Raw genomic sequence first — 25348 nt, 5'->3', positions numbered from 1 at the left:
CCCCTGAGCGTCGGCTGCCCCATGCGCGGGCGGGCTCTCAGGGGATAGCGAACTCACCCGATTACGTCTGATCGCTCCCGTCCGAGACCCCGCTACCAAGGGTATGACATCAGGGCTGGCGGGAGACACCAAGGGAAGGAACACCCATGACCACCACCGGCTCCAAGGACCAGGTCCTCATCTTCGATACCACCTTGCGCGATGGCGAACAGTCGCCGGGCGCGTCCATGACGCTGGAAGAAAAGCTCCAGGTGGCAGAGCTGCTCGACGACATGGGCGTCGACATCATCGAAGCCGGTTTCCCGATTGCCTCCAACGGTGACTTCGAGTCCGTGCGCGAGATTGCCAAGCGCTCCAAGCGTTCGGTCATCGCCGGTCTTGCCCGCGCGATCCACGCCGACATCGACCGCTGCGGCGAGGCCGTGCGCTTTGCCGAGCGCGGCCGCATCCACACCTTCGTCTCCACCTCGCCGATCCATCTGAAATACCAGATGAACAAGACCGAGGACGAGGTGCTGGCCATCATCAGCGACACGGTGGCCCGTGCCCGCAACCTCATCGACGATGTGGAATGGTCGGCCATGGACGCCACCCGCACGCCGATCGACTATCTCTGCCGCACGGTGGAAGCCGCCATCAAGGCTGGCGCGACCACCATCAACCTGCCCGATACGGTCGGCTATTCGACCCCGGACGAGTACCGCGACATGTTCGCCCAGATCCGCAACCGCGTGCCGAATGCGGACAAGGCGATCTTCTCCGTTCATTGCCACAACGACCTTGGCCTCGCTGTTGCCAACTCGCTGGCCGGTGTGGCTGGCGGCGCGCGCCAGATCGAATGCACCATCAACGGCCTCGGCGAGCGTGCCGGCAATGCGGCGCTGGAAGAGATCGTCATGGCGATCCGCACCCGTTCCGACATCTATCCCTATGGCTGCAACGTCGAGCCGAAGTTCCTCACCCGCGCCTCGAAGCTGGTGTCGGCCGTGTCGAACTTCCCCGTGCAATACAACAAGGCCATCGTCGGCAAGAATGCCTTTGCGCATGAGAGCGGCATCCACCAGGACGGCATGCTCAAGAACGCCGAAACCTACGAGATCATGCGCCCCGAGGACGTCGGCGTGAAGGCGACCTCGCTCGTCATGGGCAAGCATTCCGGCCGCCATGCCTTCAAGGACAAGCTGAAGGAACTCGGCTACGAGCTCGGCGACAACGCCCTGCAGGAGGCTTTCCGCCGCTTCAAGGACCTCGCCGACCGCAAGAAGAACGTCTATGACGAGGACATCGAGGCGCTGGTCGAGGATGAAATCTCCACCTCCGGCGAAGGCGCCAAGGTGATTGCGCTCACTGTGATTGCCGGCACCGGCGGTCCGCAGAAGGCCATCCTCACCATGGACATCAACGGCCGCCACGAGACCCGGGAAGCCACGGGCGACGGCCCGGTGGACGCGACCTTCAAGGCCATCCGCGCCATCTGCCCGCACAACGCCACCCTGTCGCTCTATCAGGTGCATGCGGTGACCGAGGGCACGGATGCGCAGGCGGAAGTCTCCGTCCGCCTCGAAGCCAATGGCCGCATCGCCACCGGCAAGGGCGCCGACACCGACACGCTGGTGGCCTCTGCCCGCGCCTATGTGGCGGCGATGAACCGCCTCAACCTGCGCCAGCAGTCCAGCAACCCGGGCGCGCTCAAGGCCAGCTGATCTGTTGCCAAGCCTGACTTTCTGAAAGCCCGGCGCCGCATCTGCGGTGCCGGGCTTTCCGTTTCATGCTCTCCCACAGGGAAAAACTGCTGTGCCCGTTCCAGCCTTGATCCGGCTGCAAACCGTGCCATGCTCGCAAGCCAGAGCCAGCCGGGAGGAGCCAGCCATGATTGCCGTAATCTTTGAAGTCGAACCGCATGCGGAGCATGTCTCCGCCTACTTTGATCTTGCGGGCGCACTGAAAAGCGAATTGTCAAAGATCGACGGCTTCATTTCGGTGGAGCGCTTTGAAAGCGTGACCACACCGGGCAAGTTTGTCTCCCTGTCCTTCTGGCGCGATGAGGAAGCCCTTGCCGAATGGCGCAGCCTTGCCAGCCACCGGGCCGCGCAAACCGCCGGGCGGACCCGCATGTTCGCGGGCTACCGCCTGCGCGTTGCCGCCGTCATTCGCGATTATGGCCTCGAAGACCGTACGCAAGCCCCCGAGGACAGCCGCGCCCTGCACGGGTGATGTCGCATACCAAGGCTTCCGATGCTGCCGCATCAGCCTTCAAATTGCTCAGGCGCCGCACGGGCTTGACCAACTCTCGATGAGGCGGGCTCATCGCGAGTTGGTATCATCCGTTCGCCACCAGCCGCCGCAGCGACGGGTTGAGGATCTGGTAAACGTCACAGGGCAGACCGCAGGACCAGCGGGTTTCCCGCCAGTTGAGCCCCGCCCGGTGCAACACCTTGCGCGCCGCCGCATTGCCCCGGGCGACGAGGCAGATCAGGTGGCTGTAATAGGTGTTGAGGAAGAACCAGTTCACCAGCGCCGGAGACAGCTCGCTGGCAAGGCCCTGCCCCCAGTGCGGACGGCCGATGACGATCTCCATGCTGATTTCGGAGGTCGGTTCATGCGGTTCGAAGCCGGCCCGGCCGATGAAGGTGCCGTCCTTGGCCAGAACCTTCCACACGCCGAAGCCCTGCAGCGCATGGCTGGTGACGTAATCCACCAGACGGCTCGCCAGCCAGATATCGTCCGGCACACGCCGGGAAAAGCGGCGGCTGATGTCGAGATGAGCGTTCACTTCCGGATCTGCATGAAGCGTTTTCAGCTCATCCAGATCGTCCGGCGTGAAGGGTACGAGGCGTAAACGGCGTGTCGCCAGTACGGTATCCTGCATTGCGCATTCTCCCTTCGTCCTCATCGTTATTTTTGACGGGACGAGGAGATAGAGAGCGATTGTGCGCTTTAAAGGGCTGTTTGACGACAATCCGGCGACAGTTCCCTGACAGTTTGACAACCATCAGAAATCATTGAGGATTTCACGCGCTAGCAAAGCCAGATCCTGAGCCTGCGGATCCCGGCGCGGCCAATCGGCCAGTTGCCCGCGGAAAAAGGTCTCCTGCCGCTTGGCATACCGGCGCGTCGCCACCGTCAGGGCGAAATGCGCCTCTTCCCGGCTGCATTCCCCGCGCAGCAGCGCGCCGATTTCGGCAATGCCGATGGCCCGCATGGCCGGCAGCGTATCCGGAAGCCCCAGCGCCAACAGCGCCTCCACTTCGGCAAGGCCTTCGGGGGCCAGCATCATCTGCGCGCGCAGCGCAATGCGCGCATGCAGCCAGGGGCGCGGCGGGGCGAGAACCACCTTCACCAGCCCTTCCGGCCCCAGCAGCGGCGTCCCATGCGCCTCGGCCTGCCAGTCTGCCAGCGTCCGGCCGGTGCCCAGCACCACCTCCAGCGCCCTTGTCAGGCGCTGCAGGTCCATCAGCCGCTCCGCGGCTTCTGCATCCAGCGGGGCAAGCTCTGAGCGAAGGGCTGAAATGCCGCCCTCCGTGGCAAGCCGCCGGCACTGCTCCCGAATGGCGGCAGGAATCGGCGGCACTTCGGCAAAGCCCTGGGTCAGCGCCCGGAAATAGAGCCCCGTGCCGCCAACCAGCACCGGCAGCTTGCCCGCCGCCCGGACAGCCTCAATCTCACCGCGCACCAGATCGAGATAGGCACCGGTGGAAAAGGCCTCGCTGGCAGGCAGGCAGCCGTAAAGCCGGTGCGGCACCAGTGCCTCGTCTTCGGCGGAGGGACGCGCCGTCACCAGCCGCAATTCACGGTAAAGCTGCATGGAATCGGCATTGATCACTACGCCATTGGCGGCACGGGCCAGCTCAATGGCCAATGCCGACTTGCCGCTGGCCGTCGGCCCGGCTATCAGGATCGCGGTTTTTGCTGTTCCGGCCATGTTGCTCCGGCCTTCTGCCCTTTCAAGAGGTTCCCCGATGCCGTCTCTGGTTGCCACGCTCGTTTCCAATCCGGCTTCCCCGGCCCTTGATGACACATTTCTGGCCGAAGCAGCCCGCCTGCTGAACAGTGCAGCTGCCCCTGCCCTTCTCTCTCCCGGCGTTGCCGCCGATCTCTCCGTGGGGCTGGACCTGCCCGCCCGTGACGTGGAAGCCCGCCTGCGCGCACTGACCGGCAACCGCCCGGTGGACGTCTTTGTGCAGCCTGCGGAAGGCCGGCGCAAGCGGCTGCTGATCGCCGACATGGATTCCACCATGATCGGACAGGAGTGTATCGACGAACTGGCGGCAGAACTCGGCCTGAAGGACCATATCGCCGCCATCACCGAGCGCGCCATGCGCGGCGAAATCGAGTTCGAACCCGCCCTGCGCGAGCGTGTCGGCCTGCTCAAGGGCTTGCCGGTCGCCGCCGTCGCCGATGTTCTGGACAAGCGCATCACCCTGATGCCCGGTGCTGTTTCGCTGGTGCGTACGATGAAGGCCAATGGCGCCTATTGCGCACTGGTCTCAGGCGGCTTCACCCTGTTTACCGGCCCGGTGGCCGAGCGCATCGGCTTTGACGAGAACCGCGCCAACATTCTGGAGCACGCGGAAGGCCAGCTGTCCGGCACGGTGCGCGAGCCGATCCTTGGCCGCGAAGCCAAGCGCGAGCGGCTTGAGCAACTGGTGGCGGAGAAGGGGCTTGCCTTCGGCGAGACCATGGCTGTGGGTGACGGTGCCAATGATCTGGCCATGATCGCCCGTGCCGGTGTGGGCGTTGCCTATCACGCCAAGCCGAAGGTGGCGGCGGAAGCGGACATGCGAGTCGATCACGGCGACCTGACGGCGCTGCTCTTCATTCAGGGATACCGCTTGCAGGACTTCGCCGCCTGAGGCGTATCTTGCTCAGGCGGGCCTTGTTCAGGCCGGGATACGCACCGGCATGCCGCTGGCCTGCTTTTGCGGCGTGTCACTCGTCTTGAGGAGTTGCAGGACATCGGCCGCAGGCATGGGGCGTCCAATGAAGAAGCCCTGTGCCTGCGAACAGCCTTCCCGGCGCAAGGCCTCCATCTGGGCTGCCGTCTCCACCCCTTCTGCAGTCGTTTCAATTCCGAGACTGGCGCAAAGGCTGGTAACGGCCCGCACCACGGCCCGCTTGTCTTCCCCCTCATGAATGTCCTGAACAAAGGCCCGGTCGATCTTCACCTTGTCAAAGCGGAACTTCTGCAAATAGCTGAGGCTCGAGTAGCCGGTGCCGAAGTCATCCATGACGATACGCACGCCAAGGCTCCGCAACTCTTCAAGGGTCGTAAGCGTCGCTTCCGTATCCTGCAGCAGCACACCTTCGGTGATTTCGATTTCCAGACGGCTCGCCGGAAGGCCCGATGCGCCAAGCGCCGCCAGGACATCGAGGACCAATGTGCGCGTGCGGAACTGCACCGGAGAAATATTGACGGCCACCCGCACGTCCGAGGGCCAGGATGAAGCCTCACGGCAGGCCTGTTTCAGGACCCAGGAGCCGATAGCGCTGATCAGCCCGGTTTCCTCGGCGATGGGAATGAACTCACAGGGCGGAATGTTGCCGCGTTCAGGGTGCGGCCAGCGGATCAGAGCTTCGAAACACGCAATCTGACCATGGTTGAGGCCATAAAGCGGCTGATAATGCAGCTGGAACTGGTCCTCCGCGAGGGCCGAGCGCAGGTCGAGCTCCAGTTCCCGGCGCTGCTGGATCTGGGCATCCATCGCCATCTCGAAGAAACGGTGGATGTTGCGCCCGTCCTGCTTGGCCCGGTACAGCGCCATATCCGCATGCATGAGAAGCGTGTCCGCGTCTTCCCCATCCTGCGGAGAGATGGCAATGCCGATGGAGACGCCGACAAAGATGCACTGCCCGCTGATATCGAAAGGCTGGCCGATGGCATCGATGATCCGGTCCGCCATGTCCGCTGCCTGCGCCGGACTGCGCCGGCCGTGCAGCACGATGGCGAATTCATCGCCGCCCAGCCGGGCAATCAGGTCCTCTTCGCCAATCGCCTGCCGCAGCCGCACGGCAACCTCGACCAGAAGCCGGTCGCCCACCGGATGCCCCAGTGTGTCGTTGACCGTCTTGAACTGGTCCAGATCGAGATAGAGCAGCGCCGTCGGCTGGCCGGTCGCAAGGCTGCTGGCAACATATTCCTCGGCCTTTTCCCGGAACAGGATGCGGTTGGCAAGGCCGGTCAAGGAGTCATGATGGGCAAGATGGGCAATGCGCTGCTCCTGCCGCTGGCGCTCCGTCACGTCTTCATAAACCGCGACTGACCCGCCTTCTTCCGTCCTGGCAATGGTGACCACGATGGTGCGTTCGTCCCGCACCTGAACGATACGCTTGCGCGTCACCTGCAGCCCGGCCGCCAGCCTTTGATCCTGCGGGCCTTCGTCGGCAATCACCTGCGCCCCCTGCCCGATGCAGGCTGAAACAACCCCGGCCCGGGTGGTGCCGGGCTGAACCGCCGCCTCGGACAGATCAAACAATGCACGGAAGTTGCCATTGGCAAGGATCACCCGGTCATCCGGCCCGCACATCAGGATCCCTTGCGGAATGCTCTCCACCGCCGAGGACAACCGGTCGAACTGCTGCTTCACCTCCTGGCGGGATGAGGCCAGCAGATCCTGCCGCGCAGCCTCCAGTGACTGCATCAGGCTGTCAAACGCCGCCCCCAGTTCTCCGATCTCGTCCGGGCGCCTGATCAGATCCTCCGGCACCGGATGGATGGCATCACCCGCATCCCGCAAGGCTCTGGCATGGCGCGTAAGCCGTTCGACCGGCCGCGCCACGGCAGCACCAAAGGCAAGCACGGCTCCGATACAGGCGAGGCAGGCAAAGGCTGCCACCGCGAGAATCGTGAACATCCCGGCATCGATGCGCCGGGTGATCATCGCCGTGGTATCCTCATTCTGCTCACGCGCCCAGATGGCAAGTTTTTGCACCGCCTTCGTCAGCCGGTATTCAGAAAGCCGCAGCAGGCGCATCACATCCGTCCGGGCCCGGTCGATGGTAATTGCCTGTTGCAGAACGGCCTCCAGCGGACCGCCAGCATCCACCTCGCTGGATACGGCGCGGATTGCATCGCGCAGCGGCCGTGTCCGGGGAAAAGAAGACTGAGCCTCCAGCCAGGGCATCAGCTGGCGGGAAATCGCTCCAATGCCCTGTGCTGCGAGATTCTGATTCTGGATCGCTTCGCCAAGATTGCGCGTGCCTGCCGCATACCAGTCCCCCAGAAGACTGGCATCGAACCGCTCCACTTCCTTGCGCAGGTCATAGGCAAGACGAATAACCGGCCAGTTCTCCACCATGGCTGAACCGAGCCGCGCCCTCTCTGCCTCAAGACCATCAGCTTTGCCGATCATCTCCCGCATGCTGCGCTCGTCAAGCGCGACTGCGCCATCCACCTGTTCCAGCAGCCTGTCCAGCGTCGCATTCATGCGCTTGAAGTTGAAGCGGATACGCTCCTCGACGCGCCTGCGCTCCTGAGAGTTCAGAATATGCTGGTCGCAGACGGCCAGAACCTCGCCCTGAATTCTCTTGAAATCATCCCGCGCCCGGATCGCGTCCTGGCCCAGCGTCTCGAGATTGCGCTGCCGGATCGACATATCAAGCGCATCAAGCTCGGAATAGTCGACTGACCGCAGATTGAAGGCTGCAAGCGCCGGATCTCCGCCCGTGCGGAAGAAACACTCATCAATCAATGTCCGCGACAGGCCGGCAATCTGCTGGACGCTGGCCGTTGCGCGAAGCGCATCCACATAGAGCGGGCCTGTCGCCTGGCTCATCAGATGCATGCCGCCGGACACCGCCTGCATCTGCCGGATGCTGACAAGACCGAGGCTCAGGATAAGGAGAACAAGGACGCCGCCGAAACCGGCAACAGCAATGCGCAGGCGCTGAAATCGCAGGAGCACAGGCAATGAAAACCAAAAGCGCATCCAGAACCTACCCCATCTGGAGTTCCTGCCTCAGACAAACAACACTCAAAACACCACCTGCGCCGCCCCAATCCATGGCAGCGGATAAAGCGAGCCCCTGACCAGGATAACACTCGTATAAATTGCTATACGTTTCGTAAAAAACATACGTCAAACAAGAAAGTAACGTAGCGTCATTAACAACACCCTTCCGGAACAGAGGCACTCAAAGGTTGCATATCAAAAGCAAGGGGCGCGGAACATGTCCGCGCCCCGATCAGGTAAGATAAGACAAGAGCCTGATTTTACTTCTGTTCCTCAATCCGCACCGGAATGAAGCGCAACTCTCCGTTCGGATTGGCCAGCAGCAGCAACGCCGACTTCCGGCCGCCCTTTTTCAGCTTCTCGACCTGGGCAGCAGCTTCTTCGGGCGTCTTGACCGGCTCCTGGGCGACTTCCTTGATGGTGTCGCCTGCCTGGATCCGCTTCTCTTCTGCGGAACTGCCAGCGATCACCTCGGTCACGACAACGCCCTCAACCTCGGCATTGATCTGGAATTTTTCGCGCAGGGCATCGTCGAGAACCGCCAGCTTCATGCCCAGCACTTCGCTGGTCTTCTGCTCTTCCTCTGCCGGCTTTTTCTCTTCCTCAGCCGCACCGGCTGCATCTGCCTCTTCAAGGCGGCCAAGCGTCACCTTCAGCGTCACCCGCTCGCCCTTGCGCAGCACGACAACATCCACTTCCTTGCCGATGGCCGTGTCGGCCACCATGCGCGGCAGGTCACGCATCGCCGGAACCGGCTTGCCGTCAAACTCAACGACCACGTCCCCTGGCAGGATCTTGGCGGCGGCTGCAGGGCCGTCATCGGATACACCGGCAACCAGCGCGCCCATGGCCTTGTCCATGCCCAGGCTTTCCGCAATCTCGTCGGTCACTTCCTGAATGCGCACACCCAGCCAGCCGCGGCGGGTCTCGCCGAACTCGCGCAGCTGCGCAATCACGGCGGTTGCCGTGTTGGAGGGAATCGCAAAGCCGATGCCGATCGAGCCGCCCGACGGGGAAATGATGGCCGTGTTGATGCCGATGACCTTGCCATTCATGTCGAACAGCGGGCCGCCCGAGTTGCCCCGGTTGATGGCAGCGTCCGTCTGGATAAAGTTGTCATAGGGGCCGGCATTGATATCGCGCTTGCGGGCGGAGACGATGCCGACGGTGACCGTGCCGCCGAGGCCGAAGGGATTGCCGATAGCCATCACCCAGTCGCCGACGCGGATCACCTCGCTGTCGCCGAATTCAACGGCTTTCAGCGGCTTTACCGGCGTCACCTTCAGCACGGCAATATCGGTTTTTTCGTCAACGCCGATGACTTCCGCCTTGAGCTTGGAGCCATCGTTGAAATTGGCGGTAATCTCGTCCGCATCCTCGATCACGTGGTTGTTCGTGATGATGATGCCTTCGGTGCCGTCAATGACAAAGCCGGAGCCCAGCGACTGAACCCGGCGCGGAGATCTGCCCCCCTCACCGCCTTCATCGTTGTTCTGGCGGTTGAAGAATTCGTCGAAGAACTCCTGGAAGGGAGAGCCTTCCGGAAGCTTCGGCATGGGGATCGACCGGCGGGCCTGAACGGTCTGCTCCGTCGAGATGTTCACCACCGCATCGGCAAGGCCTTCCGCCAGATCGGCGACGGAAGCTGGCCCCTGCGCGAGCGCGACATGGGCCGGCGACACTGCAACAAAGGCCGCCAGCATCGCGGCGGCTGCCGTCCGGGCTCCGCGGGAGAAGGTTTGAGCTTTGAAAATACGGGCCATCGGCCGCTTTCCTCCATACCATCGGGCGGGCAGATGCCCGGGTCACGAAATCACTCTAACGATATATGCAAACATGGCGCCAGTTCGACAGCAATCGGACTGGCGCCATGACATTTCCGAGAGGCAAAAAATCCTTCAGCCGCGAACCAGCCAGATGACGAAGACACCGGCAGCCAATGCGGCAAGGCCAACGCCGCGCAACACGCTGTCATCCATATCAAGCACGCTGCGCAGCATCGCTTTCATGCGCCCTGGCGCCAGCGCATAGAGGGTTCCCTCCAGCGCCAGCGCCAGGGCAATGGCTGTTATCAGATCGCTCATTGCCCCGCAGGTGCAGCACCGGCGGCCGGTGCCTGGAGCGGCATCTGCACAGGTGCAGCCGCTGCTGCCGCAGCCCCGGCCGGATCATTGAAATACCGGAAGAAGCTGGAGTCGGGCGACAGCACGAAGCTCGTCTGACCGGTTTTCAGACCTGCTTCATACGCCTGCATGGAGCGGTAGAAGGTGAAGAAGGACGGATCCTCGCTGAAGGCCTCGGCAAAGATGCGTCCGCGTTCTGCATCACCATCACCGCGCAGGATTTCTGCATCACGGCGGGCTTCGGCGATCAGAACCGTTGCATCACGATCGGCACGCGAACGGATGCGGCGGCCCTGCTCTTCACCCTGGGCGCGGATTTCGGTCGCTTCACGTTCACGCTCGGTCTGCATGCGCGAGAACACGGCCTGGCTGTTGGCTTCCGGCAGATCAGCTCGGCGGATCTTCACATCCACCACCTCAAGACCAAGATCAGCCGTTGCAGCCGACACGAGCGTGCGGATGCGGGTCATGATCTGCGAGCGGTTGTCACGCACAACGGCCGTGAAGGTCGAACGGCCGAGTTCGTCACGCAGCGCGCCCTGCAGCAGCGTCGAAAGGCGCTGGTTGGCGGCGTTGATGTTGTTGACGCGCTGATAGAACCGGACCGGATCGGAGATGCGGTAACGGGCAAACGCATCCACCACCAGACGCTTCTTGTCCGATGCGATGGCTTCCAGCGGCGGCATGTTGAAGTCCAGGATGCGGCGGTCGATGTAGACCACGTTCTGGACCAGCGGGATCTTGAAATGCAGGCCCGGCTGCTGGGTGGCGGAAACCACCTTGCCGAACTGAAGAACAAGCGCCTGCTGCGCCGGGTTGACGATGTAGATGGAGAGATAGAGGACGGTCAGCGCGAGTGCGATGATGACCCCGAGAAAACCGAGAACACCGTTCTTCATTACTGCTGTCCCCCGCCGTTACGCACTGCCGGCTGCTGCGGCTGGCTGGTTCCGCGGCCCAAGAGATCGTTGAGCGGCAGGTAAGGCACCATGCCCTCGCCCGCCTTCTGGTCGATGACGATCTTGGCATTGCTGCCAAGCACCCGCTCCATCGTTTCCAGATAGAGGCGTTCACGCGTCACATCCGGCGCCTTGCGGTACTCTTCATAGATCTTGGTGAAACGCTGGGCCTGACCGGTCGCCTCGGCGATGACCTGATCGCGGTAAGCGTTCGCCGCTTCAATGACACGGGCCGATTCACCGCGCGCTTCCGGCACGATGCGGTTGGCATAGGTCTGCGCTTCGTTCTGGATACGCTCCTGGTCGGCACGGGCGGCCTGAACGTCGCGGAAGGCATCAATGACCTGCTGCGGCGGGTCAACCTTCTGCATCTGCACGCTGACGATGTCGATACCCGCCTGATAGTCATCAAGCGTCGTCTGCATCAGGTTCTGAACGGCAACCTGGATCGGGGCGCGGTTTTCCGTGAGGATGGCGTCGATGTCCGAGCCGCCCACAACTTCACGCATCGCGCTTTCGGCAACCGCCTTCACGGTGCCTTCGGGATCCTGGATGTTGAACAGATAGTTGGCCACACCCTCGGTCGTCGTCTTGATGCGCCACTGCACCTTGAAGTCAGCGTCGACGATGTTTTCATCACCGGTCAGCATCAGGCTTTCTTCCGGCACGTCCACCGTGCGCAGCGTGCCGCCGGAGACGCGTTCCTGCATGCCGATCGTCATTTCCTGCAGGCGCAGGACTTCCGGCTTGTAAACCTCACCGACCGGATAGGGCCAGTTGTAGTTGAGGCCCGGCTGGGTCTGGCCCGAGACCTTGCCCAGCACCAGTTCCACGCCCACCTGATCCGGTGCCACGCTGTAGAAGCCCGTCAGCATCCAGCCGCCGACGAGCACGACGCCTGCCAGCAGGATGCCCTTGACGCCGAAGTTGCCGCCACCGCCCGGCAGAACCGTCTTCATCCGGTCCTGCGTCCGGCGCAGCAGTTCTTCAAGATCGGGAGGATTGCCGCCACCACTGCGATTGGGGCCGGAACCCCACGGTCCGCCGTTATTGCCGCCACCGCCGCCGCCCCAGGGACCGCCGTTTCCGCCGCCCCCCTTCCAGCCGCCACCGCCACCGCTCTGGTTGCTCCAAGGCATCAAGACATCCTTCTTCGGGGGGCAGGTTTCCTGTCCCCTGGTTGAACTTGTTGTATCTGACCTGCTGGGGGTTATAGGAAGGTTAGCGGCCGCTGACAACGCGCAGCCTCCGGTGCCTCCCAAACTCAGCCGGATTCAGGTTTATCACCCGGGACATGGGTTCCATGACCCGGATTTTCAAGGCTTTGCGACGCCTAAGGTTGCGCCGCGGGCGCGGCAGGGCGACGCATATCCACATGCGGAATTCCATCTTCCAGATAGATTTCGCCGATAGGCTCAAAACCGTGGCTGCCATAGAAGCGCAGCAGATGCGCCTGGGCAGAAAGTTCCACGTCCGCTTGCGGATACAGATCCCAGGCCCAGGCAAGCCCAGCAGACATCAGATGATCGCCCAGCCGCAGCCCCCTGGCATGCGGGGCAACGACAATGCGCCCCAGCCGCGCGAAAGGCTCTTCCGCAGAAGGCGCAAAGGCGCGCAGATAAGCAGCAAGACGCCCCTCAGCGTCCTTCAAAAGATAGTGAAGTGCCTCGGGGTCGCGGCCGTCGATCTCCGGATAGGGGCAGTTCTGCTCCACCACGAACACGTCAACGCGCAGCTTCAGCACCTCATAGAGGTCCACAAGCGGCACGTCCTTGAAGGCGAACCAGCGGCAGGACCAGCCCGCCGGCAACGCCCGTGCCGCCGTCATGCTGCGGTCCTCCGGCGGTAAGTCTGGAAGGTCACATTCGCGCTGTCCTTGTCACTGCGCTCTGCGGCCCGCTCTGCCACGAGCTCCCACTGGCCGGTGCTGAATGCCGGGAACACCGTATCCCCCTCCGGCGTGGCGTGAACGCGGGTCAGCTCCAGCCGGTCTGCATGGGCCATGGCCTGCGCATAGATCTGGCCGCCGCCGATCACCATCACTTCTTCCGCCCCGCTCTCTGCCGCCAGCTTGCCGGCAAGTTCCAGCGCCGCTTCAAGGCTCTGCACCAGATGCACGCCTTCCGGCAGTTCAAGCGCCTGCCGGGAAATCACCACATGCGGGCGTCCCGGCAGCGGCTTGCCGAGGCTTTCAAAGGTCTTGCGGCCCATCACCACCGGCTTGCCAAGCGTCAGCGCCTTGAAGTGCTTCAGATCAGACGGCAGACGCCAGGGCATGGCATTGTCGGCACCGATCACCCCGTTCTCCGCCACCGCCGAGACAATCACCGTTTCCAGCATTTTCCCGCCTGCGCTGATCATGGCTTCACCGCCCCAATGCCTTCAGGCCGAGATCCGGCTGATCGGTGAAGAACCCATCCGCCCCGGCCTCCGTCACCGTCAAGCGCACCAGCTCCCCAAAGCTCGACGCAAAGGGCGGCAATCGGTCGGCGCGCAGGGTATAGGGATGAACTGCAAGGCCAAAGGCCTTGGCATCGCGCACCAGCGGCGTCACTTCGGCCACGCCGTCCTTGTTTTCATCCGTCAGAACCTGCGTCAGCGACGGCCCGATCCCATCCGCCACTTCGGCAATGGCTGCCAGCCCTTCCGGCGTTTTCAGCCAGTCGTAATCCGTGCCCGGCGCCATGTTCCAGCTGTTTTCCCCCAGCAGCTGCACCAGCTTGCCCTTGTAGCCAAGCTCCTGCCGGACGCGGCGGATCTCATTGAAATCAAAGGACTGGAGATAGACCTTGGCATCGGCCCCGGCGAGATCATGCGCCTCCAGCACGGCAATCACCGCCTTGGCGAGATCCTGGCCTTCGTCCCGGTGGAAGGCAGGAGACTTCAGCTCCGGATAAATGCCCAACACCCAGCCGCTTGTCTGCGCAAGGCCCTTCAGGAAGACGATCTCTTCCTCCAGGGTTGGCACCGTCAGGCCCATCTTCACCCGGGGAAACCGGCCAGGGAAGGCAAGGCCGCCGGTGCGCCCGGCCCGTTCCAGCACCTGCAGCCGGCGGATTTCCTCAAGAGTGAAGTCGATGGCATAATGCAGGCCATCAGCCCGCGCCCGGCCCGCGAACACCTCGGCCACATCCGTCGTCGCATCCAGCGTGATGTCATGCAGCACGATGGGCACGCCATCCTTCGTCAGCACCACATCCTGTTCGATGTAGTCTGCCCCCATGCCCACGGCCAGCGCCTTGGCGGCCAGCGTGTGTTCCGGCAGATAGCCGGAGGCGCCGCGATGGGCGATGACAAGCGGTTCTGCCATGGCAGTGCCCGTCATCAGGACGAGGCCGAGCAGGGAGGCAGGCAGAAACTGGCAAGGACGGCGCATGGCGTCTCCTTTTGTGTGGCTGGCAGAACGTGGGCAAGCCGCCGTCCGGTCAGACGGCAATCGGTGCCTTGATCGCGGGATGCGGATCATAGCCCGAAAGCTGGAAATCCTCATAGCGGAAGGCGAAAAGATCGGTCACGGCCGGATTGAGCACCATCACCGGCAAGGGCCGCAACTCACGGCTCAGCTGCTCGCGCGCCTGATCGAAGTGATTGGCGTAAAGATGCGCATCCCCCAGCGTGTGGACGAAATCGCCCGGCTTCAGCCCGCAGACCTGCGCCACCATCATGGTCAGCAGCGCATAGGAGGCGATGTTGAACGGCACCCCGAGGAACACATCCGCCGAGCGCTGGTACAGCTGGCAGGACAGGCGCCCACCGGCCACATAGAACTGGAACATGGTGTGGCACGGCGGCAGGGCCATCTCGTCCACCAGCGCCGGGTTCCAGGCGGAGACGATCAGGCGGCGCGATTCCGGGTTCTTGCGGATCATCGCCAGCACATTGGCAATCTGATCGATGGACCGGCCATCGGACGCAGGCCAGGAGCGCCACTGCGCGCCATAGACAGGCCCCAGGTCGCCATTTTCATCGGCCCATTCATCCCAGATGCTGACGCCATTGGCCTTCAGGTAGCCGATGTTGGTGTCACCGGCGAGGAACCACAGAAGCTCATGGATGATCGACTTCAGATGCAGCTTCTTCGTCGTGACGACCGGGAAGCCCTCTTCCAGATTGAAGCGCATCTGGTGGCCGAAGACCGAGCGCGTTCCGGTGCCCGTCCGGTCGCCCCGGTCGATGCCCTCATCCAGAATGCGCCGCATCAGATCATGATATTGCTGCACGTGGTTGCCCGTCCGCTGTCCTGTTCCGGCTGTCTGCCTGTTCTGGCCCGCTGAGGGCTTGGGCGCAAGGATTCATTGCCGGTGCGCGGCTCCTGACGGCCACTCCATCCACAGGCGCCCTGCCCCCCTTTCAATCGGCAAGCGAAATGCCTATATTCCAACTGCCGGTTCACCGGCTACGGCGATAAATTGACTGTGTAATAAGCCTATCGGACCCGGGGGCGGTACCCGGCGCCTCCACCCAAGCCCACCCCAGCGGTGGGTTTCGGCGGGGGCGAAATAGGATCGACGAGGGTGTAAAGACTGCTCTTTCGCTCGGCATGGTACCACCGATATCGGACCAAATCTGTAGTTGCAAACGACAACTATGCTCAGGACGTCGCTCTCGCCGCGTAATGCGGTGCGAGTTGTCCACCTAAAGCCCTGACGGGTAGCACTGTCAGGCGGGGTTCGGAGGCACCTGGCAACAGAAGCCTCCACTTAAACTCCCAAAGCAATCCAGAGATTTCCGCTGTTTTTCAGCGCCGCCAAGGCATTGCCCCTGCGTCATGCTCTTGCCACAGCGCCGCAGCATGCCCATTATTTCCCGCATGCGCCCTTTCCGGCATCCGGAGCGGAAGCGGCGTGGAGGACGGGTCTGCGAAAAGCCGGGATTACGAGCCTTTCAACAGGGCGATATGTGACGCGAGGGGCTTTTCTTTTGACCGGCAAAGGGTCAAGGTGCCCGAAATTGATTTGATTCCGGCGGACAATAAAGAATGGCAGAAGACCTGCTCCGTTATGACATCATCGTGCAGGACGCCCTGCGGGCGGCGGTGAAGAAGATCCTTGCCGAAGTTGCCCGGACGGGCCTTCCCGGCGAGCACCATTTCTACATCGCCTTCGACACCAATGCTCCCGGCGTGCGGATTTCCTCGCGCCTGAAGGAGCGGTATCCGACCGAGATGACCATCGTTCTCCAGCACCAGTTCTGGGATCTGGCCATCGGCGAGCACGCCTTTGAAGTGGGCCTGTCCTTCGGCGGCATTCCGGAGAAGCTGCTGATCCCCTTCAGTGCCATCAAGGGCTTCTTCGACCCTTCCGTTCAGTTCGCGCTGGAGTTCGAGCCGGGCAAGACCGCAGAACCCATTCCGGACGATCTGGTGGAAGCCGTCGGCGAACTCGCCAATCTGGAAGCTGCCGCTGCCAAGTCCCTCGAGGACAAGAACGTCAAGCCGGCCACGCGCAAGACGGCGGCAAGCGCCGGCAAAGCCGAGAAGGCTGAAAAGACCGCCAAGGCGGACGCAGCAGAAGAGGGCTCCAAGGACGACAAGCCGGCCGAAGGCGGTGAAGTCGTCTCGCTGGATGCCTTCCGCAAGAAGCCGTAAGATCCAGATCTGCGGAGGATCCGGCCGCAACGTCCGGGCCTCCCTGTTGGATCAGGTATCAGGGTGGAGGCTGAGGCATGGGCGCCGACATCATCAACCTGCGGCAGGCGCGCAAGGCCCGCGACCGGAAGGCGCGGGAGAGCGAGGCCGAAACCAACCGCCGCCTCCACGGCCGCACCAAGGCGGAGCGCAAGCTCAAGGACGCGCTCGACAGCAAGGCGCAGCAGACGCTGGATGCCCATCAGCTGGAACGCAAGGCCTCTGATAAAACCGAAGATCCGGACCAGGATGGTCAGGCGTGACCTTCGTCAAGCGCTCGCTCAGCCTCAAGGGGCACCGCACCAGCCTGGCGCTTGAGCCCGATTTCTGGGCCGAACTCGACCGCATCGCCGCAGAGCGCCCCCTCTCCCTCGCCGCCCTCATCGGCATGATCGACGCCGAGCGCGCACCTGATCAGCCCCTCTCCTCTGCCGCCAGAGTGTTCGTGCTGAGAGCCCTCAGGTCTGTGCCGGAGCAAGGGTGACGTCCCCTCCTGCTCGAGTTCAACTCTAATACAGGACACGTCCTTACTGGCGAACGCCACCATTCCTCCGTCATGCCATGACTTGATCATGGCATCCATGCCGCTCCAGTTCACATCCGAAGCAGGAGCTCCGGCAATTTGCATCTCTTTCCGCAACCACCGCCACGGAATGGATGCCATGGTCGAGCCATGGCATGACGAAACGGTTGAGGTCTCCCGAGATGCGGGGCGTGCCCTCATTTGCGGGCAGCATCCGGGCCGGCATTTCGAACATGGCCAGTCCCCCACCATTCCGCCGCCACTCCTCCGTCATGCCATGACTTGATCATGGCATCCATGCCGTTCCAGTTCACATCCGAAGCAGGAGGTCCGGAAATTTGCATTTGTTTCCGCAACGACCGCCACGGAATGGATGCCATGGCCGAGCCATGGCATGACGAAACGGTTGAGGTCTCCCGAGATGCGGGGCGTGCCCTCATTTGCGGGCAGCATCCGGGCCGGCATTTCGAACATGGCCAGTCCGCCGCCAGTCCGCCGCCGCTCCTCCGTCATGCCATGACTTGATCATGGCATCCATGCCGCTCCAGTTCGCCTCCGAAGCAGGAGTTCCGGAAATTTGCATCTGTTTCCGCAACGACCGCCACGGAATGGATGCCATGGGCGAGCCATGGCATGACGAAACGGCTGGGGTCTCTCAAGATGCAGGGGCTCTTACTCGGAGATGTCAGTTGCCGGGTGCCGGATAGGTGACCACGAGGCCGCTGGGCATGGTGACCAGCACCGGTTGTGCCGGCTTGTTGGCCGGGATGCCGTCAGCCGGCCTTCCTGCCCCTGCATCAGAGCGCTGACCCTGCACACGCGGGGCAGCGGGAATTTCCTTCGCGGGCTCCAGCGGCGGCAAGGGGGCGACGCTGCCGGTCGCCTCCGGATCACGGCCTGCGGCACCGCTGCGTCCGGCGTTTCCAATGGCAGACTGGATCTTTTCCTCGAAGGTCAGAAAATCGCCGATGGCATCCCCATTGGCGGGCTGCGGCGCCGTCTGGGCGCGCTCATTCTGGGATGGCGCGGTGCTCTGTGCATTTCCGCGCTGGTCGGGCGCGGGAGCGGTTTCAGGGGCCTTTTCCGGCTCACGGCCTGACGCGCTCCCGGCCGCGGCTTTTTCTGCGGCAGCCTTTTCCGCAGCCGCCTTTTCCGCAGCCGCTTTCTCTGCAGCCGCCTTCTCGGCAGCGGCCTTTTCGGCCGTCCTATGCTGATCTTCCGCCTCGCGGAAATATTTCATCTCGCGGGCCAGCCGGTCACGGTCGAGGATATCGGCCTGCAGGCGCTCCACCCGCTCCACTTCCTTCTCGAAGGCACGCAAGGTGAGGAAGGCCATCAGCGGGCCAGTGTCGATCCGCCGTTCCGGGTTGCCCAGAGGGCCGGAGAAGATCACGCCCGCCTGCGGCTCGGCCCCGGCAACCGCGTCCTCGCCCGCATCGGCTTTCAGCGAAAGGTCGGCCTGCACGGTCCAGTCATTCAGATTGATCTGGCCGGAGCCGAGCAGAGCCGCCGCGGTTCCCTCAGCACTGAGATTGCGCAGACTGACCCGGCCGGCCGCCATCGACAGGGAGCCTTCGAGAGACGCGAAGGGCAGCGTGCCCGCATCCAGCTGGCTGGCAAACAGGCTGCGGATCTTGTCTTCCTCCAGCTGCAGGCCGGAATCGGCTGCGCGGATGATGAGGCCGAAAGCTTCCGGGTTCAGCGCCCGCAGCTCACCATCCTTCAGAGCCACCGTACCGCCGCCGCTGAGCCCTGCGGCCAGGGCAGCGATGGACCGGCCGCTCGTTTCAAACTGCGCATTCACATCCAGCGTGCCGGTTGCCACGGCCCGGCCAGAGCGCTGCCAGACAAGGTTCTCGGCCTGCGCGCCGGTCAGTTGCAGCGTTCCGGAGAAGCCCGCCTCGCCCGCATTGCGGGTCAGGGCCACCTGCCCGCTCAAGCTGCCGCCGCCATAGCGGGCCTCAAGTCCCTCCAGCCGCAGGCTGTCCGGCACGATCCGCAGCTTCGCGGAAACCGTCTCAACGGCCGTCAGATCATCCAGCCACAGTTTTCCAGCCTTGAGATCGAGACCCAGATCCATGTGCCCGGCGAAGGGCGTTCCAAGCGCCTGCCCCGGCCAGACGCCGTTCCCCTCGGCAAGCGCCCATTGATCGGCGCCCAGCATGACTTCCGACAGCAGGCGGGCGTCAAGGGCCGAAAGGTCCAGCGCGCCGGAGATCCGGTAAAGGCCAGATCCTGCGGCAGGTGTCAGATCCCCCGTCAGGCGTCCGGCCACGGTCACACCGGCCATGGCGCCCTTAAGGTCGCTCAAGGTGAGCTTGCCGCCTTCACCCAGCAGATCAAACCGCAGGTCAGCCGTCAGATCCCCCGCCAGTGCAGGCAGGACCTGACCGGTCATCAGCACCGCAGGAGAAAGGTCCTGCGATTTCAGCGTCACCCCGGCGGTGTAGCGCAGCGGCACGCCATCGCGCGGCAGTTCCATGTCGCCGACGGCTTCCAGGCGGCTCGTTCCCGCCTTCGCATCGAGGCTGAGGGCAAGGCTGTCGCCCGGTTGCCCGTTCAGCTTCAGCGCCAGTTCCGCCGCGCCAAGCCCCTCTTCCGAGGCAACGTCAAAGCCGAGCTGGCGCAGCAGAAGCGCGCCTTCCGGCCCGGACATGTTCAGCGTCAAGGCCGCATCGCCATCGCGCCAGGCATCCATCCGCCCGGCGAAGCGGCTGTCGAGGCCAATCTTGTTGCCGTTGACCTCGCCCGACAGCACCAGCCGCATCTCGCTGCCATTGCCGGAGGGCTTGGCCTCGATGCGCCCGTCCAGCCTGGCCGGCACCAGATAGTCACCGCCGGTCTGCAAGCGCCGGGTCAATTCACTGTCCGGCGCGGCATTCTCGATGAGGGCATAAAGCCCGGCCAGAGAGCTTGCCTCCAGCGTTGCGTTGAGCGAGCCCGAGGGAACGGTCGTCAGATCCCGGATGGTGCCGAGGGCGTCGATGCGCGCACCGGCCAGATCATTGGCGGAAAGTTTCGAGATCTTCAGCTGCTCGCCGTCATATCCGGCTTCCACCGTCAGGGCCTTGCCCTTGATGCCCCGGATCGACACCTCCCGGGCGTGAAGCTTCACGTCAATCTCGGCCCCGGCGAGCATTCCGCCCAGCGCATCAGCGCCAAAGGCCGGAGCCAGGCCGGACACAAGATCCAGATCCAGCTTTTCTGCCTCAAGGCCCAGCGCGAACACGGACTTGCCATTGCGCTCATGGGTGTAGGCGATGGACCCGGCAGCCTTCGCCCCGTCAATATCAAGGCGCGAGACGGCAAAGCTCACGCCGCCGCTGCCGGCATCCAGCTTGCCTTCAAGCGCAACCCGCAGGCCGGTGAAGACAAGCCCGTTGTGCCCCTGCAGCCAGCCCGTCAGCAGGCCCGGCTGCGCAGAATTGAGAACCAGCGTTCCGCTGTAGGACGGCGCGCCTTGCAGGGACAGGTCCCCTTGCGTGGTCACCTGCGTGCGGCCCGGCAGGCGGCTTGCAAGCCGCAGCACTTTCCAGCCGCCCGCTGCCGTTTCAAGGTCCAGGCGCGTGCCCTGAATGATCTCGCCGCCAGCCACAATGGCCGGAAGGTCAAGCGAGACCTCGCCCTTGAGCGTGTCTGGCGCCAGCGCCGCAAGACCGGAAAGAAGGCTTTGCCCTGCCGTGCGGATGGCCACAGGCTGCTGCGGGCCCTGCCCCAGCATCCGGTCCAGATCCAGCTGCCGCGCACCGGCCTTGATGAGGAACCGGCGCGAATCCGCCAGATCAAGATTGCCCTCGCCCGTCAGCGTCACATGCCGCTCGTCCGGGCCATAGCGAAGTTCAAAGGAAGGCACGGCGATCGCGGCCGGGCCGGCCTTCACGTCACCCTGCACCCGCCACTCCTGCATGGAGGGATCATCGGAGGCAACGGAGGCGAGCGTGAACCGGCCGTCAAGCTCCGGCGCACCGGCCTTGTCGCTCAAAAGCGCATCAACGCTCAGCTGGGCGGGCGTCAGCGCCGGGGTCAGGTCTGCCTTGACGCGGATGCCGCCGCCGGGCTGGCGCTCACCCGTGGCAAGGCGCAGGGACATGGGCTCGCCATTGCTGGAGAGACTTCCGTCCACCTTGAACGGGCCGTTGAGCGAGCGGGCGCTCACCACCACATTCACATTCTCGATCTTGCGCGAGCCGCCATCGCGGGCATCGGACAGCGTCACACTGCCGTTGTTCACCTCGATCTGGTCAAAGGCGACGTTCTTCGGGTCCACCCGGGCAAGGCCCGCCTCGCTGCGCTCCATCAGCCAGTCAAGGCGGCCATCCTCATCGAGCGCAAGGTTCACCTGCGGCCGGTCCAGCCGCATTTCCACGACGCGGATCTCGCCTTTCAGCAGGGACGGCAGTTCGACGCGCATCTGAAAACGGGAGACGGACAGCAGCGGATTTTCCGCATCTCCCACCCGCACATCGGTGAAGGTGAGCGCCGGGGCGGGCAGAAGGCTCATGTCGGCCTTGCCCAGCACCGTCACCTTGTGGCCCAGCGCCTCGCCGGCATAGCGCTCGAAGGTCGAACGGTACGCTGTCCAGTCGACAAAGAGGGGCCCGACCAGCGCCGCCAGCAGCGCCAGGATGATAGCCACACCCGCCGTGATATAGACCGAATTCAGCGTCATTCTCCTGTTGCTCCGGCGCCTGCTGCGTACAGCCCCTGCCGTTACACGAGCACGATCTTGCCCGGATTCATGATGTTATCCGGATCGAGGGCAATTTTAAGGGTACGCATCACATCCAGTGCGTCTCCATGCTCTTTTTTCAGATATTTCATCTTGCCCTGCCCCACGCCATGCTCGCCGGTGCAAGTGCCGCCCATTTCGATGGCGCGCCAGTTCATCTGTTCGATGAAGGCCTCGCTCTCCGCCAGTTCCTTCGGATCGTTGACATCCACCAGCACCAGCGTGTGGAAATTGCCGTCGCCCACATGGCCGACGATCGGCGCCAGCAACCCGCGCCGCTCGATATCAGCCACCGTCTCGGCCACGCATTCGGCAAGGCGGGAGATGGGGACGCATACATCCGTCGACACCGCCTTGGAGCCGGGGCGCAGGCCCTGCGCCGCAAAATAGGCGTTGTGGCGCGCCGTCCAGAGCTTTGTGCGCTCTTCTGCCAGCGCAGACCAGAGGAAAGTACCGCCGCCACAATCAGCTGCAATCGCCTCGAACAGTTCCGCCTGCTCCTTAACGCCCGAAGCCGTGCCATGAAATTCGAGGAACAGCGTCGGCGTTTCCTCAAGATCCAGCTTGGAATAGGCGTTGCAGGCGCGCACCTGCATCTTGTCGAGAAGCTCGATCCGCGCCACCGGAATGCCGGACTGGATGGTCATGATCACGGCGTTGCAGGCCGATTCCACATCCGGGAAGGGGCAGACGCCGCCGGAAATGGCTTCCGGCTGGCCGAAGAGCCGGAGCGTGACTTCCGTGATCACGCCCAGCGTGCCTTCCGAACCGACAAACAGCCGGGTCAGATCATAGCCGGCAGAGGATTTGCGCGCCCGGCCGCCCGTGCGGATGATGCGGCCATCCGCCGTCACCACGGTCAGCCCCAGCACCACATCCTTCATGGTGCCGTAGCGCACCGCGTTGGTACCCGAAGCACGGGTTGCCGTCATGCCGCCGATGCTGGCATCCGCGCCCGGATCAATGGGGAAGAACAGACCCGTGTCGCGGATGTAGGCATTCAGCTGCGAGCGCGTCACACCGGCCTGCACCACGCAGTCGAGATCTTCCGCATTCACTTCCAGAATGCTGTTCATGCGGCTGAGATCGATGGAGACGCCTCCGCCGGGGGCATTCACGTGGCCCTCCAGTGACGAGCCGGTGCCAAAGGGGATGACCGGCACCTTGTGCTGGGCACAGAGCCGGACAATCTCCGCCACCTCTTCCGTCGTCTGCGCAAACACCACAACATCCGGCGCCTGATTCGGCAGCCATGTGGTGGTGTGGCCATGCTGCTCGCAAACGGCTGCGGAGGTGAGGCACCGCTCGCCAAAACCGGCAGAAAGTGCAGCCTTCACGGCGGCGATGCCGTCCTCGTTGCGTTTCACCTGAACCTGCATGGCCGCCAGAGACATGGCGCATCTCCTCATCCTGTCATGAGGGCCTTGGTTTCCGGCCCTCTTGTGCTGGCGCACACTATCAAAGATGCCCCGCCACCCAAAGCTGTCTTGTGGGGCAAATCCCGGTTCTGTTGTCTCACCTGTTTCCTCCCGGCAAAAAGCCGTTGAAACGGGTCCAGTTCTGACCGGGATTGCGGTAAGAAGGAACACGCGTGGCCAGCGGCCGCAGCATTTGCGTTCCCGGATGTGGAGAGCATCACGCCATGGCCAAAGGCCCCTCCCCGCTGTTTCCCCTCAAGATTCCCGTCAAGGCCGGGATTACGGCCATCGCCGCCGAGTTGCGGCTCAACGTCCGGCATTTCCGCCACAGCAAGGCACCGCTCATCTGGGTGCTCGCCCTGTTCATCGGCGCCATCGTCTCCTGGGCGGCCATTTTCTTCCGCGAGCTGATCGGCCTCGTCCAGATGCTCTGGCTCGGCACCTCCAGCGAGGCGGTGGTGACGGCCGTTGCACAGGTGCCCTGGTATGTGGTGATGCTGGCCCCTGCAGCCGGCGGGCTGGTGGTGGGGCTGCTCCTGCATTTCGTCCAGCCCATGCAGCGGGCCTCCAGCGTGGCCGACGTGATCGAGGCCCGTGCCAGCGCCGGGCGCAGCCTGCGCTTCTGGCCGGGCATGTCCTCCGCACTGATTGCCGCCCTGTCGCTCGGCTCGGGCGCCAGCGCCGGGCGCGAGGGGCCGATGGTGCATCTGGGCGCGACCATCGCCACCAGCCTGGGCCGCCTGTTCAGCCTGCCGGATTCCTCCCGCCGCATGCTGCTGGCCTGCGGTGTCGCCAGCGCGGTTTCCGCCTCCTTCAATGCCCCCATCGCGGGCGTGCTCTTTGCCCATGAGGTGATCCTCGGGCATTACGCCCTCTCCGCCCTGCCCCCTGTCGCCATCGCCGCCGTCACCGGCACCGTGTTCTCCCGGCTGTGGTTCGGCGATGTGGCGGCCTTCATCATCCCCGCCTATCAGATCACCTCCTACTGGGAGTTTCCCGCCTTCGCGCTTCTGGGACTTGCCTGCGCCATCGTCTCCATCCTGTTCCAGTTCGCCTTGACCGGCACGGACTGGGTGGCGCGCAACATTCCCCTGCCGCTGTGGCTGCGCCCGGTCACGGGCGGGCTGGCGGTCGGGGCCATCGGACTGATGTTCCCCCATGTACTGGGCGTTGGCTACGAGGCGACCGATGAAGCACTGAAGAACCAGTTGCCCCTGACGCTTCTGCTGGCCCTGCTGGTGGCCAAGACGGCGGCAACTGCCATCACCCTTGCCTCCCGCTTTGGTGGCGGCGTGTTCTCGCCTGCGCTCTATCTGGGCGCCATGACGGGCGGGGCCTTCGGCATCATCGCCGCCGCCGCCGTGCCGGACATGGCCTCCAGCGGCGGGCTCTATGCCATTCTCGGCATGGGGGCGGTCGCCGCTTCCGTGCTGGGCGCCCCTGTCTCGACCACCATGATCGTCTTTGAGCTGACCGGCGGCTACGGCCTGTCCATGGCGCTGCTGCTCTGCGTTTCCATCGCCACCGGTATCACCCAGGCGGTGCATGGACGCTCCTTCTTCCAGTGGCAGCTGGAAATGCGCGGCGTGCCGCTCAAGGACGGGCTGCACCGCATGCTGGTGCGGGAAGTGCGGGTGGATGATTTCATGACCCCGCTGGCGCCCGGGGACACCGGAGAGGCCGGCCCGCTGACGCCGGACATGCCCGTGCTCTTCACGGACGAAACCCTCGACAAGGCCTTGAGACGATTCGATGAAACCGGCCAGACGCGGCTTCCCGTGGTGCGCCGCTCAGCCCCGCTGGTGCCCGTCGCCACGGCCTTCCACGTGCATGCACTGGCACATTACAACGCCGTCCTGATCAAAGCGGCGGAAGAAGAGCACCGGTAAATTCTATATTTTTCAGTGCGTTAACCGGAAAGCCGGAATCAAGTCGCAAGGCAGGGACAGCACCATCTCAGCGGCTTGAATCAATGTGTGAAGAACCGCCTCATCCGCAGACCAGGTCTCTCCCTCGTCATC

The 25348-nt window shown here is 63.7% G+C and carries 21 protein-coding genes and 1 other RNA gene; 9 read left to right on the top strand and 13 right to left on the bottom strand.

The annotated features are described in order from the left end of the window. Positions 1 to 146 precede the first annotated feature (146 nt). Both IF10I1_RS06795 and IF10I1_RS06790 read left to right on the top strand, forming a co-directional pair. A complete protein-coding gene (locus IF10I1_RS06795; protein WP_186391061.1) occupies positions 147 to 1703 on the top strand; it encodes a 2-isopropylmalate synthase in 1557 nt (518 codons plus the stop codon). A gap of 166 nt (positions 1704 to 1869) precedes the next feature. Further along, a complete protein-coding gene (locus IF10I1_RS06790) occupies positions 1870 to 2214 on the top strand; it encodes an antibiotic biosynthesis monooxygenase (protein ID WP_186391062.1) in 345 nt (114 codons plus the stop codon). Between the two features lie 106 nt (positions 2215 to 2320). Here IF10I1_RS06790 and IF10I1_RS06785 read toward each other — a convergent pair whose 3' ends face one another. Both IF10I1_RS06785 and miaA read right to left on the bottom strand, forming a co-directional pair. Next, positions 2321 to 2869: a GNAT family N-acetyltransferase gene (locus IF10I1_RS06785; protein WP_186391063.1), complete on the bottom strand. Its 549-nt coding sequence runs from the start codon at positions 2867 to 2869 to the stop codon at positions 2321 to 2323. A gap of 123 nt (positions 2870 to 2992) precedes the next feature. After that, on the bottom strand, positions 2993 to 3922 hold the full coding sequence (gene miaA, locus IF10I1_RS06780) for a tRNA (adenosine(37)-N6)-dimethylallyltransferase MiaA (RefSeq protein WP_186424410.1): 930 nt from the start codon (positions 3920 to 3922) through the stop codon (positions 2993 to 2995). A 37-nt stretch (positions 3923 to 3959) separates the two neighbouring features. Here miaA and serB point away from each other — a divergent pair, with 37 nt between their 5' ends. After that, positions 3960 to 4853: a phosphoserine phosphatase SerB gene (gene serB, locus IF10I1_RS06775; protein WP_186391065.1), complete on the top strand. Its 894-nt coding sequence runs from the start codon at positions 3960 to 3962 to the stop codon at positions 4851 to 4853. Between the two features lie 27 nt (positions 4854 to 4880). On the opposite strand, the gene IF10I1_RS06770 is transcribed toward serB, so the two are convergent. After that, a complete protein-coding gene (locus IF10I1_RS06770) occupies positions 4881 to 7772 on the bottom strand; it encodes a bifunctional diguanylate cyclase/phosphodiesterase (protein ID WP_186415092.1) in 2892 nt (963 codons plus the stop codon). A gap of 3 nt (positions 7773 to 7775) precedes the next feature. On the opposite strand from IF10I1_RS06770, the gene IF10I1_RS23080 reads away from it, so the two are divergent. Further along, the gene (locus tag IF10I1_RS23080) at positions 7776 to 7910 is read left to right on the top strand and encodes a hypothetical protein (RefSeq protein WP_256387630.1); all 135 of its coding nucleotides are present in this window, start codon (positions 7776 to 7778) and stop codon (positions 7908 to 7910) included. Between the two features lie 299 nt (positions 7911 to 8209). On the opposite strand, the gene IF10I1_RS06765 is transcribed toward IF10I1_RS23080, so the two are convergent. The 8 genes from IF10I1_RS06765 to IF10I1_RS06730 all read right to left on the bottom strand — a co-directional run bounded on the left by IF10I1_RS06765 (position 8210) and on the right by IF10I1_RS06730 (position 15251). After that, positions 8210 to 9712, bottom strand: coding sequence for a Do family serine endopeptidase (locus IF10I1_RS06765; RefSeq protein ID WP_186391067.1), 1503 nt, complete (start codon positions 9710 to 9712; stop codon positions 8210 to 8212). A gap of 135 nt (positions 9713 to 9847) precedes the next feature. Further along, entirely contained in the window at positions 9848 to 10033 is a 186-nt protein-coding gene (locus IF10I1_RS06760; RefSeq protein ID WP_019964455.1) for a DUF2065 domain-containing protein, read from the bottom strand. Next, positions 10030 to 10971, bottom strand: a complete 942-nt coding sequence (hflC, locus tag IF10I1_RS06755; protein ID WP_058899368.1) for a protease modulator HflC — start codon at positions 10969 to 10971, stop codon at positions 10030 to 10032. The genes IF10I1_RS06760 and hflC overlap by 4 nt, the downstream gene beginning before the upstream one ends. Continuing rightward, positions 10971 to 12170, bottom strand: coding sequence for an FtsH protease activity modulator HflK (gene hflK / locus IF10I1_RS06750; RefSeq protein WP_050474215.1), 1200 nt, complete (start codon positions 12168 to 12170; stop codon positions 10971 to 10973). Before hflK ends, hflC begins: the two co-directional genes overlap by 1 nt. 194 nt (positions 12171 to 12364) lie before the next feature. Then, positions 12365 to 12859, bottom strand: coding sequence for a GNAT family N-acetyltransferase (locus IF10I1_RS06745; RefSeq protein ID WP_186391068.1), 495 nt, complete (start codon positions 12857 to 12859; stop codon positions 12365 to 12367). Continuing rightward, on the bottom strand, positions 12856 to 13392 hold the full coding sequence (locus IF10I1_RS06740) for a dihydrofolate reductase (protein WP_186391069.1): 537 nt from the start codon (positions 13390 to 13392) through the stop codon (positions 12856 to 12858). Before IF10I1_RS06740 ends, IF10I1_RS06745 begins: the two co-directional genes overlap by 4 nt. A 4-nt stretch (positions 13393 to 13396) precedes the next feature. After that, on the bottom strand, positions 13397 to 14407 hold the full coding sequence (glpQ, locus tag IF10I1_RS06735) for a glycerophosphodiester phosphodiesterase (protein WP_186391070.1): 1011 nt from the start codon (positions 14405 to 14407) through the stop codon (positions 13397 to 13399). A gap of 49 nt (positions 14408 to 14456) precedes the next feature. Next, the gene (locus IF10I1_RS06730; protein WP_186391071.1) at positions 14457 to 15251 is read right to left on the bottom strand and encodes a thymidylate synthase; all 795 of its coding nucleotides are present in this window, start codon (positions 15249 to 15251) and stop codon (positions 14457 to 14459) included. A 124-nt stretch (positions 15252 to 15375) separates the two neighbouring features. On the opposite strand from IF10I1_RS06730, the gene ssrA reads away from it, so the two are divergent. The 4 genes from ssrA to IF10I1_RS06710 all read left to right on the top strand — a co-directional run bounded on the left by ssrA (position 15376) and on the right by IF10I1_RS06710 (position 17141). Continuing rightward, positions 15376 to 15732: a transfer-messenger RNA gene (gene ssrA, locus IF10I1_RS06725) on the top strand. A 277-nt stretch (positions 15733 to 16009) separates the two neighbouring features. Continuing rightward, positions 16010 to 16618: an SspB family protein gene (locus IF10I1_RS06720; RefSeq protein WP_186391072.1), complete on the top strand. Its 609-nt coding sequence runs from the start codon at positions 16010 to 16012 to the stop codon at positions 16616 to 16618. A 77-nt stretch (positions 16619 to 16695) separates the two neighbouring features. Next, positions 16696 to 16920: a DUF4169 family protein gene (locus IF10I1_RS06715; protein ID WP_186391073.1), complete on the top strand. Its 225-nt coding sequence runs from the start codon at positions 16696 to 16698 to the stop codon at positions 16918 to 16920. Then, positions 16917 to 17141, top strand: coding sequence for a ribbon-helix-helix domain-containing protein (locus tag IF10I1_RS06710; RefSeq protein WP_186391074.1), 225 nt, complete (start codon positions 16917 to 16919; stop codon positions 17139 to 17141). The genes IF10I1_RS06715 and IF10I1_RS06710 overlap by 4 nt, the downstream gene beginning before the upstream one ends. 724 nt (positions 17142 to 17865) lie before the next feature. Here the strand turns inward: IF10I1_RS06710 and IF10I1_RS06705 are convergent. Both IF10I1_RS06705 and IF10I1_RS06700 read right to left on the bottom strand, forming a co-directional pair. Beyond that, the gene (locus tag IF10I1_RS06705; RefSeq protein WP_186424409.1) at positions 17866 to 21849 is read right to left on the bottom strand and encodes an AsmA family protein; all 3984 of its coding nucleotides are present in this window, start codon (positions 21847 to 21849) and stop codon (positions 17866 to 17868) included. Positions 21850 to 21890: 41 nt separating this feature from the next. Continuing rightward, positions 21891 to 23303, bottom strand: a complete 1413-nt coding sequence (locus IF10I1_RS06700) for an FAD-binding oxidoreductase (RefSeq protein ID WP_050474223.1) — start codon at positions 23301 to 23303, stop codon at positions 21891 to 21893. Between the two features lie 248 nt (positions 23304 to 23551). Here IF10I1_RS06700 and IF10I1_RS06695 point away from each other — a divergent pair, with 248 nt between their 5' ends. Next, the gene (locus tag IF10I1_RS06695; RefSeq protein WP_186391077.1) at positions 23552 to 25216 is read left to right on the top strand and encodes a chloride channel protein; all 1665 of its coding nucleotides are present in this window, start codon (positions 23552 to 23554) and stop codon (positions 25214 to 25216) included. Positions 25217 to 25348: the final 132 nt, after the last annotated feature.

Source organism: Pannonibacter sp. I15F10I1, assembly GCF_900185665.1.
Lineage (GTDB): Bacteria > Pseudomonadota > Alphaproteobacteria > Rhizobiales > Stappiaceae > Pannonibacter > Pannonibacter indicus.
This window is presented reverse-complemented; position numbering and strand designations above follow the sequence as displayed.

What these genes read in the sequence shown, in the direction of transcription:
- IF10I1_RS06715 (WP_186391073.1), top strand. Translation starts at nt 16,696, where the DNA reads ATGGGCGCCGACATCATCAACCTGCGGCAGGCGCGCAAGGCCCGCGAC.
- glpQ (WP_186391070.1), bottom strand. Translation starts at nt 14,407, where the DNA reads ATGCGCCGTCCTTGCCAGTTTCTGCCTGCCTCCCTGCTCGGCCTCGTC.
- hflK (WP_050474215.1), bottom strand. Translation starts at nt 12,170, where the DNA reads ATGCCTTGGAGCAACCAGAGCGGTGGCGGTGGCGGCTGGAAGGGGGGC.
- IF10I1_RS23080 (WP_256387630.1), top strand. Translation starts at nt 7,776, where the DNA reads ATGCATGCCGCCGGACACCGCCTGCATCTGCCGGATGCTGACAAGACC.
- IF10I1_RS06760 (WP_019964455.1), bottom strand. Translation starts at nt 10,033, where the DNA reads ATGAGCGATCTGATAACAGCCATTGCCCTGGCGCTGGCGCTGGAGGGA.
- IF10I1_RS06790 (WP_186391062.1), top strand. Translation starts at nt 1,870, where the DNA reads ATGATTGCCGTAATCTTTGAAGTCGAACCGCATGCGGAGCATGTCTCC.
- IF10I1_RS06695 (WP_186391077.1), top strand. Translation starts at nt 23,552, where the DNA reads ATGGCCAAAGGCCCCTCCCCGCTGTTTCCCCTCAAGATTCCCGTCAAG.
- IF10I1_RS06705 (WP_186424409.1), bottom strand. Translation starts at nt 21,849, where the DNA reads ATGACGCTGAATTCGGTCTATATCACGGCGGGTGTGGCTATCATCCTG.
- IF10I1_RS06765 (WP_186391067.1), bottom strand. Translation starts at nt 9,712, where the DNA reads ATGGCCCGTATTTTCAAAGCTCAAACCTTCTCCCGCGGAGCCCGGACG.
- miaA (WP_186424410.1), bottom strand. Translation starts at nt 3,922, where the DNA reads ATGGCCGGAACAGCAAAAACCGCGATCCTGATAGCCGGGCCGACGGCC.
- IF10I1_RS06740 (WP_186391069.1), bottom strand. Translation starts at nt 13,392, where the DNA reads ATGATCAGCGCAGGCGGGAAAATGCTGGAAACGGTGATTGTCTCGGCG.
- IF10I1_RS06745 (WP_186391068.1), bottom strand. Translation starts at nt 12,859, where the DNA reads ATGACGGCGGCACGGGCGTTGCCGGCGGGCTGGTCCTGCCGCTGGTTC.
- IF10I1_RS06700 (WP_050474223.1), bottom strand. Translation starts at nt 23,303, where the DNA reads ATGTCTCTGGCGGCCATGCAGGTTCAGGTGAAACGCAACGAGGACGGC.
- IF10I1_RS06770 (WP_186415092.1), bottom strand. Translation starts at nt 7,772, where the DNA reads ATGAGCCAGGCGACAGGCCCGCTCTATGTGGATGCGCTTCGCGCAACG.
- serB (WP_186391065.1), top strand. Translation starts at nt 3,960, where the DNA reads ATGCCGTCTCTGGTTGCCACGCTCGTTTCCAATCCGGCTTCCCCGGCC.
- hflC (WP_058899368.1), bottom strand. Translation starts at nt 10,971, where the DNA reads ATGAAGAACGGTGTTCTCGGTTTTCTCGGGGTCATCATCGCACTCGCG.
- IF10I1_RS06795 (WP_186391061.1), top strand. Translation starts at nt 147, where the DNA reads ATGACCACCACCGGCTCCAAGGACCAGGTCCTCATCTTCGATACCACC.
- IF10I1_RS06785 (WP_186391063.1), bottom strand. Translation starts at nt 2,869, where the DNA reads ATGCAGGATACCGTACTGGCGACACGCCGTTTACGCCTCGTACCCTTC.
- IF10I1_RS06720 (WP_186391072.1), top strand. Translation starts at nt 16,010, where the DNA reads ATGGCAGAAGACCTGCTCCGTTATGACATCATCGTGCAGGACGCCCTG.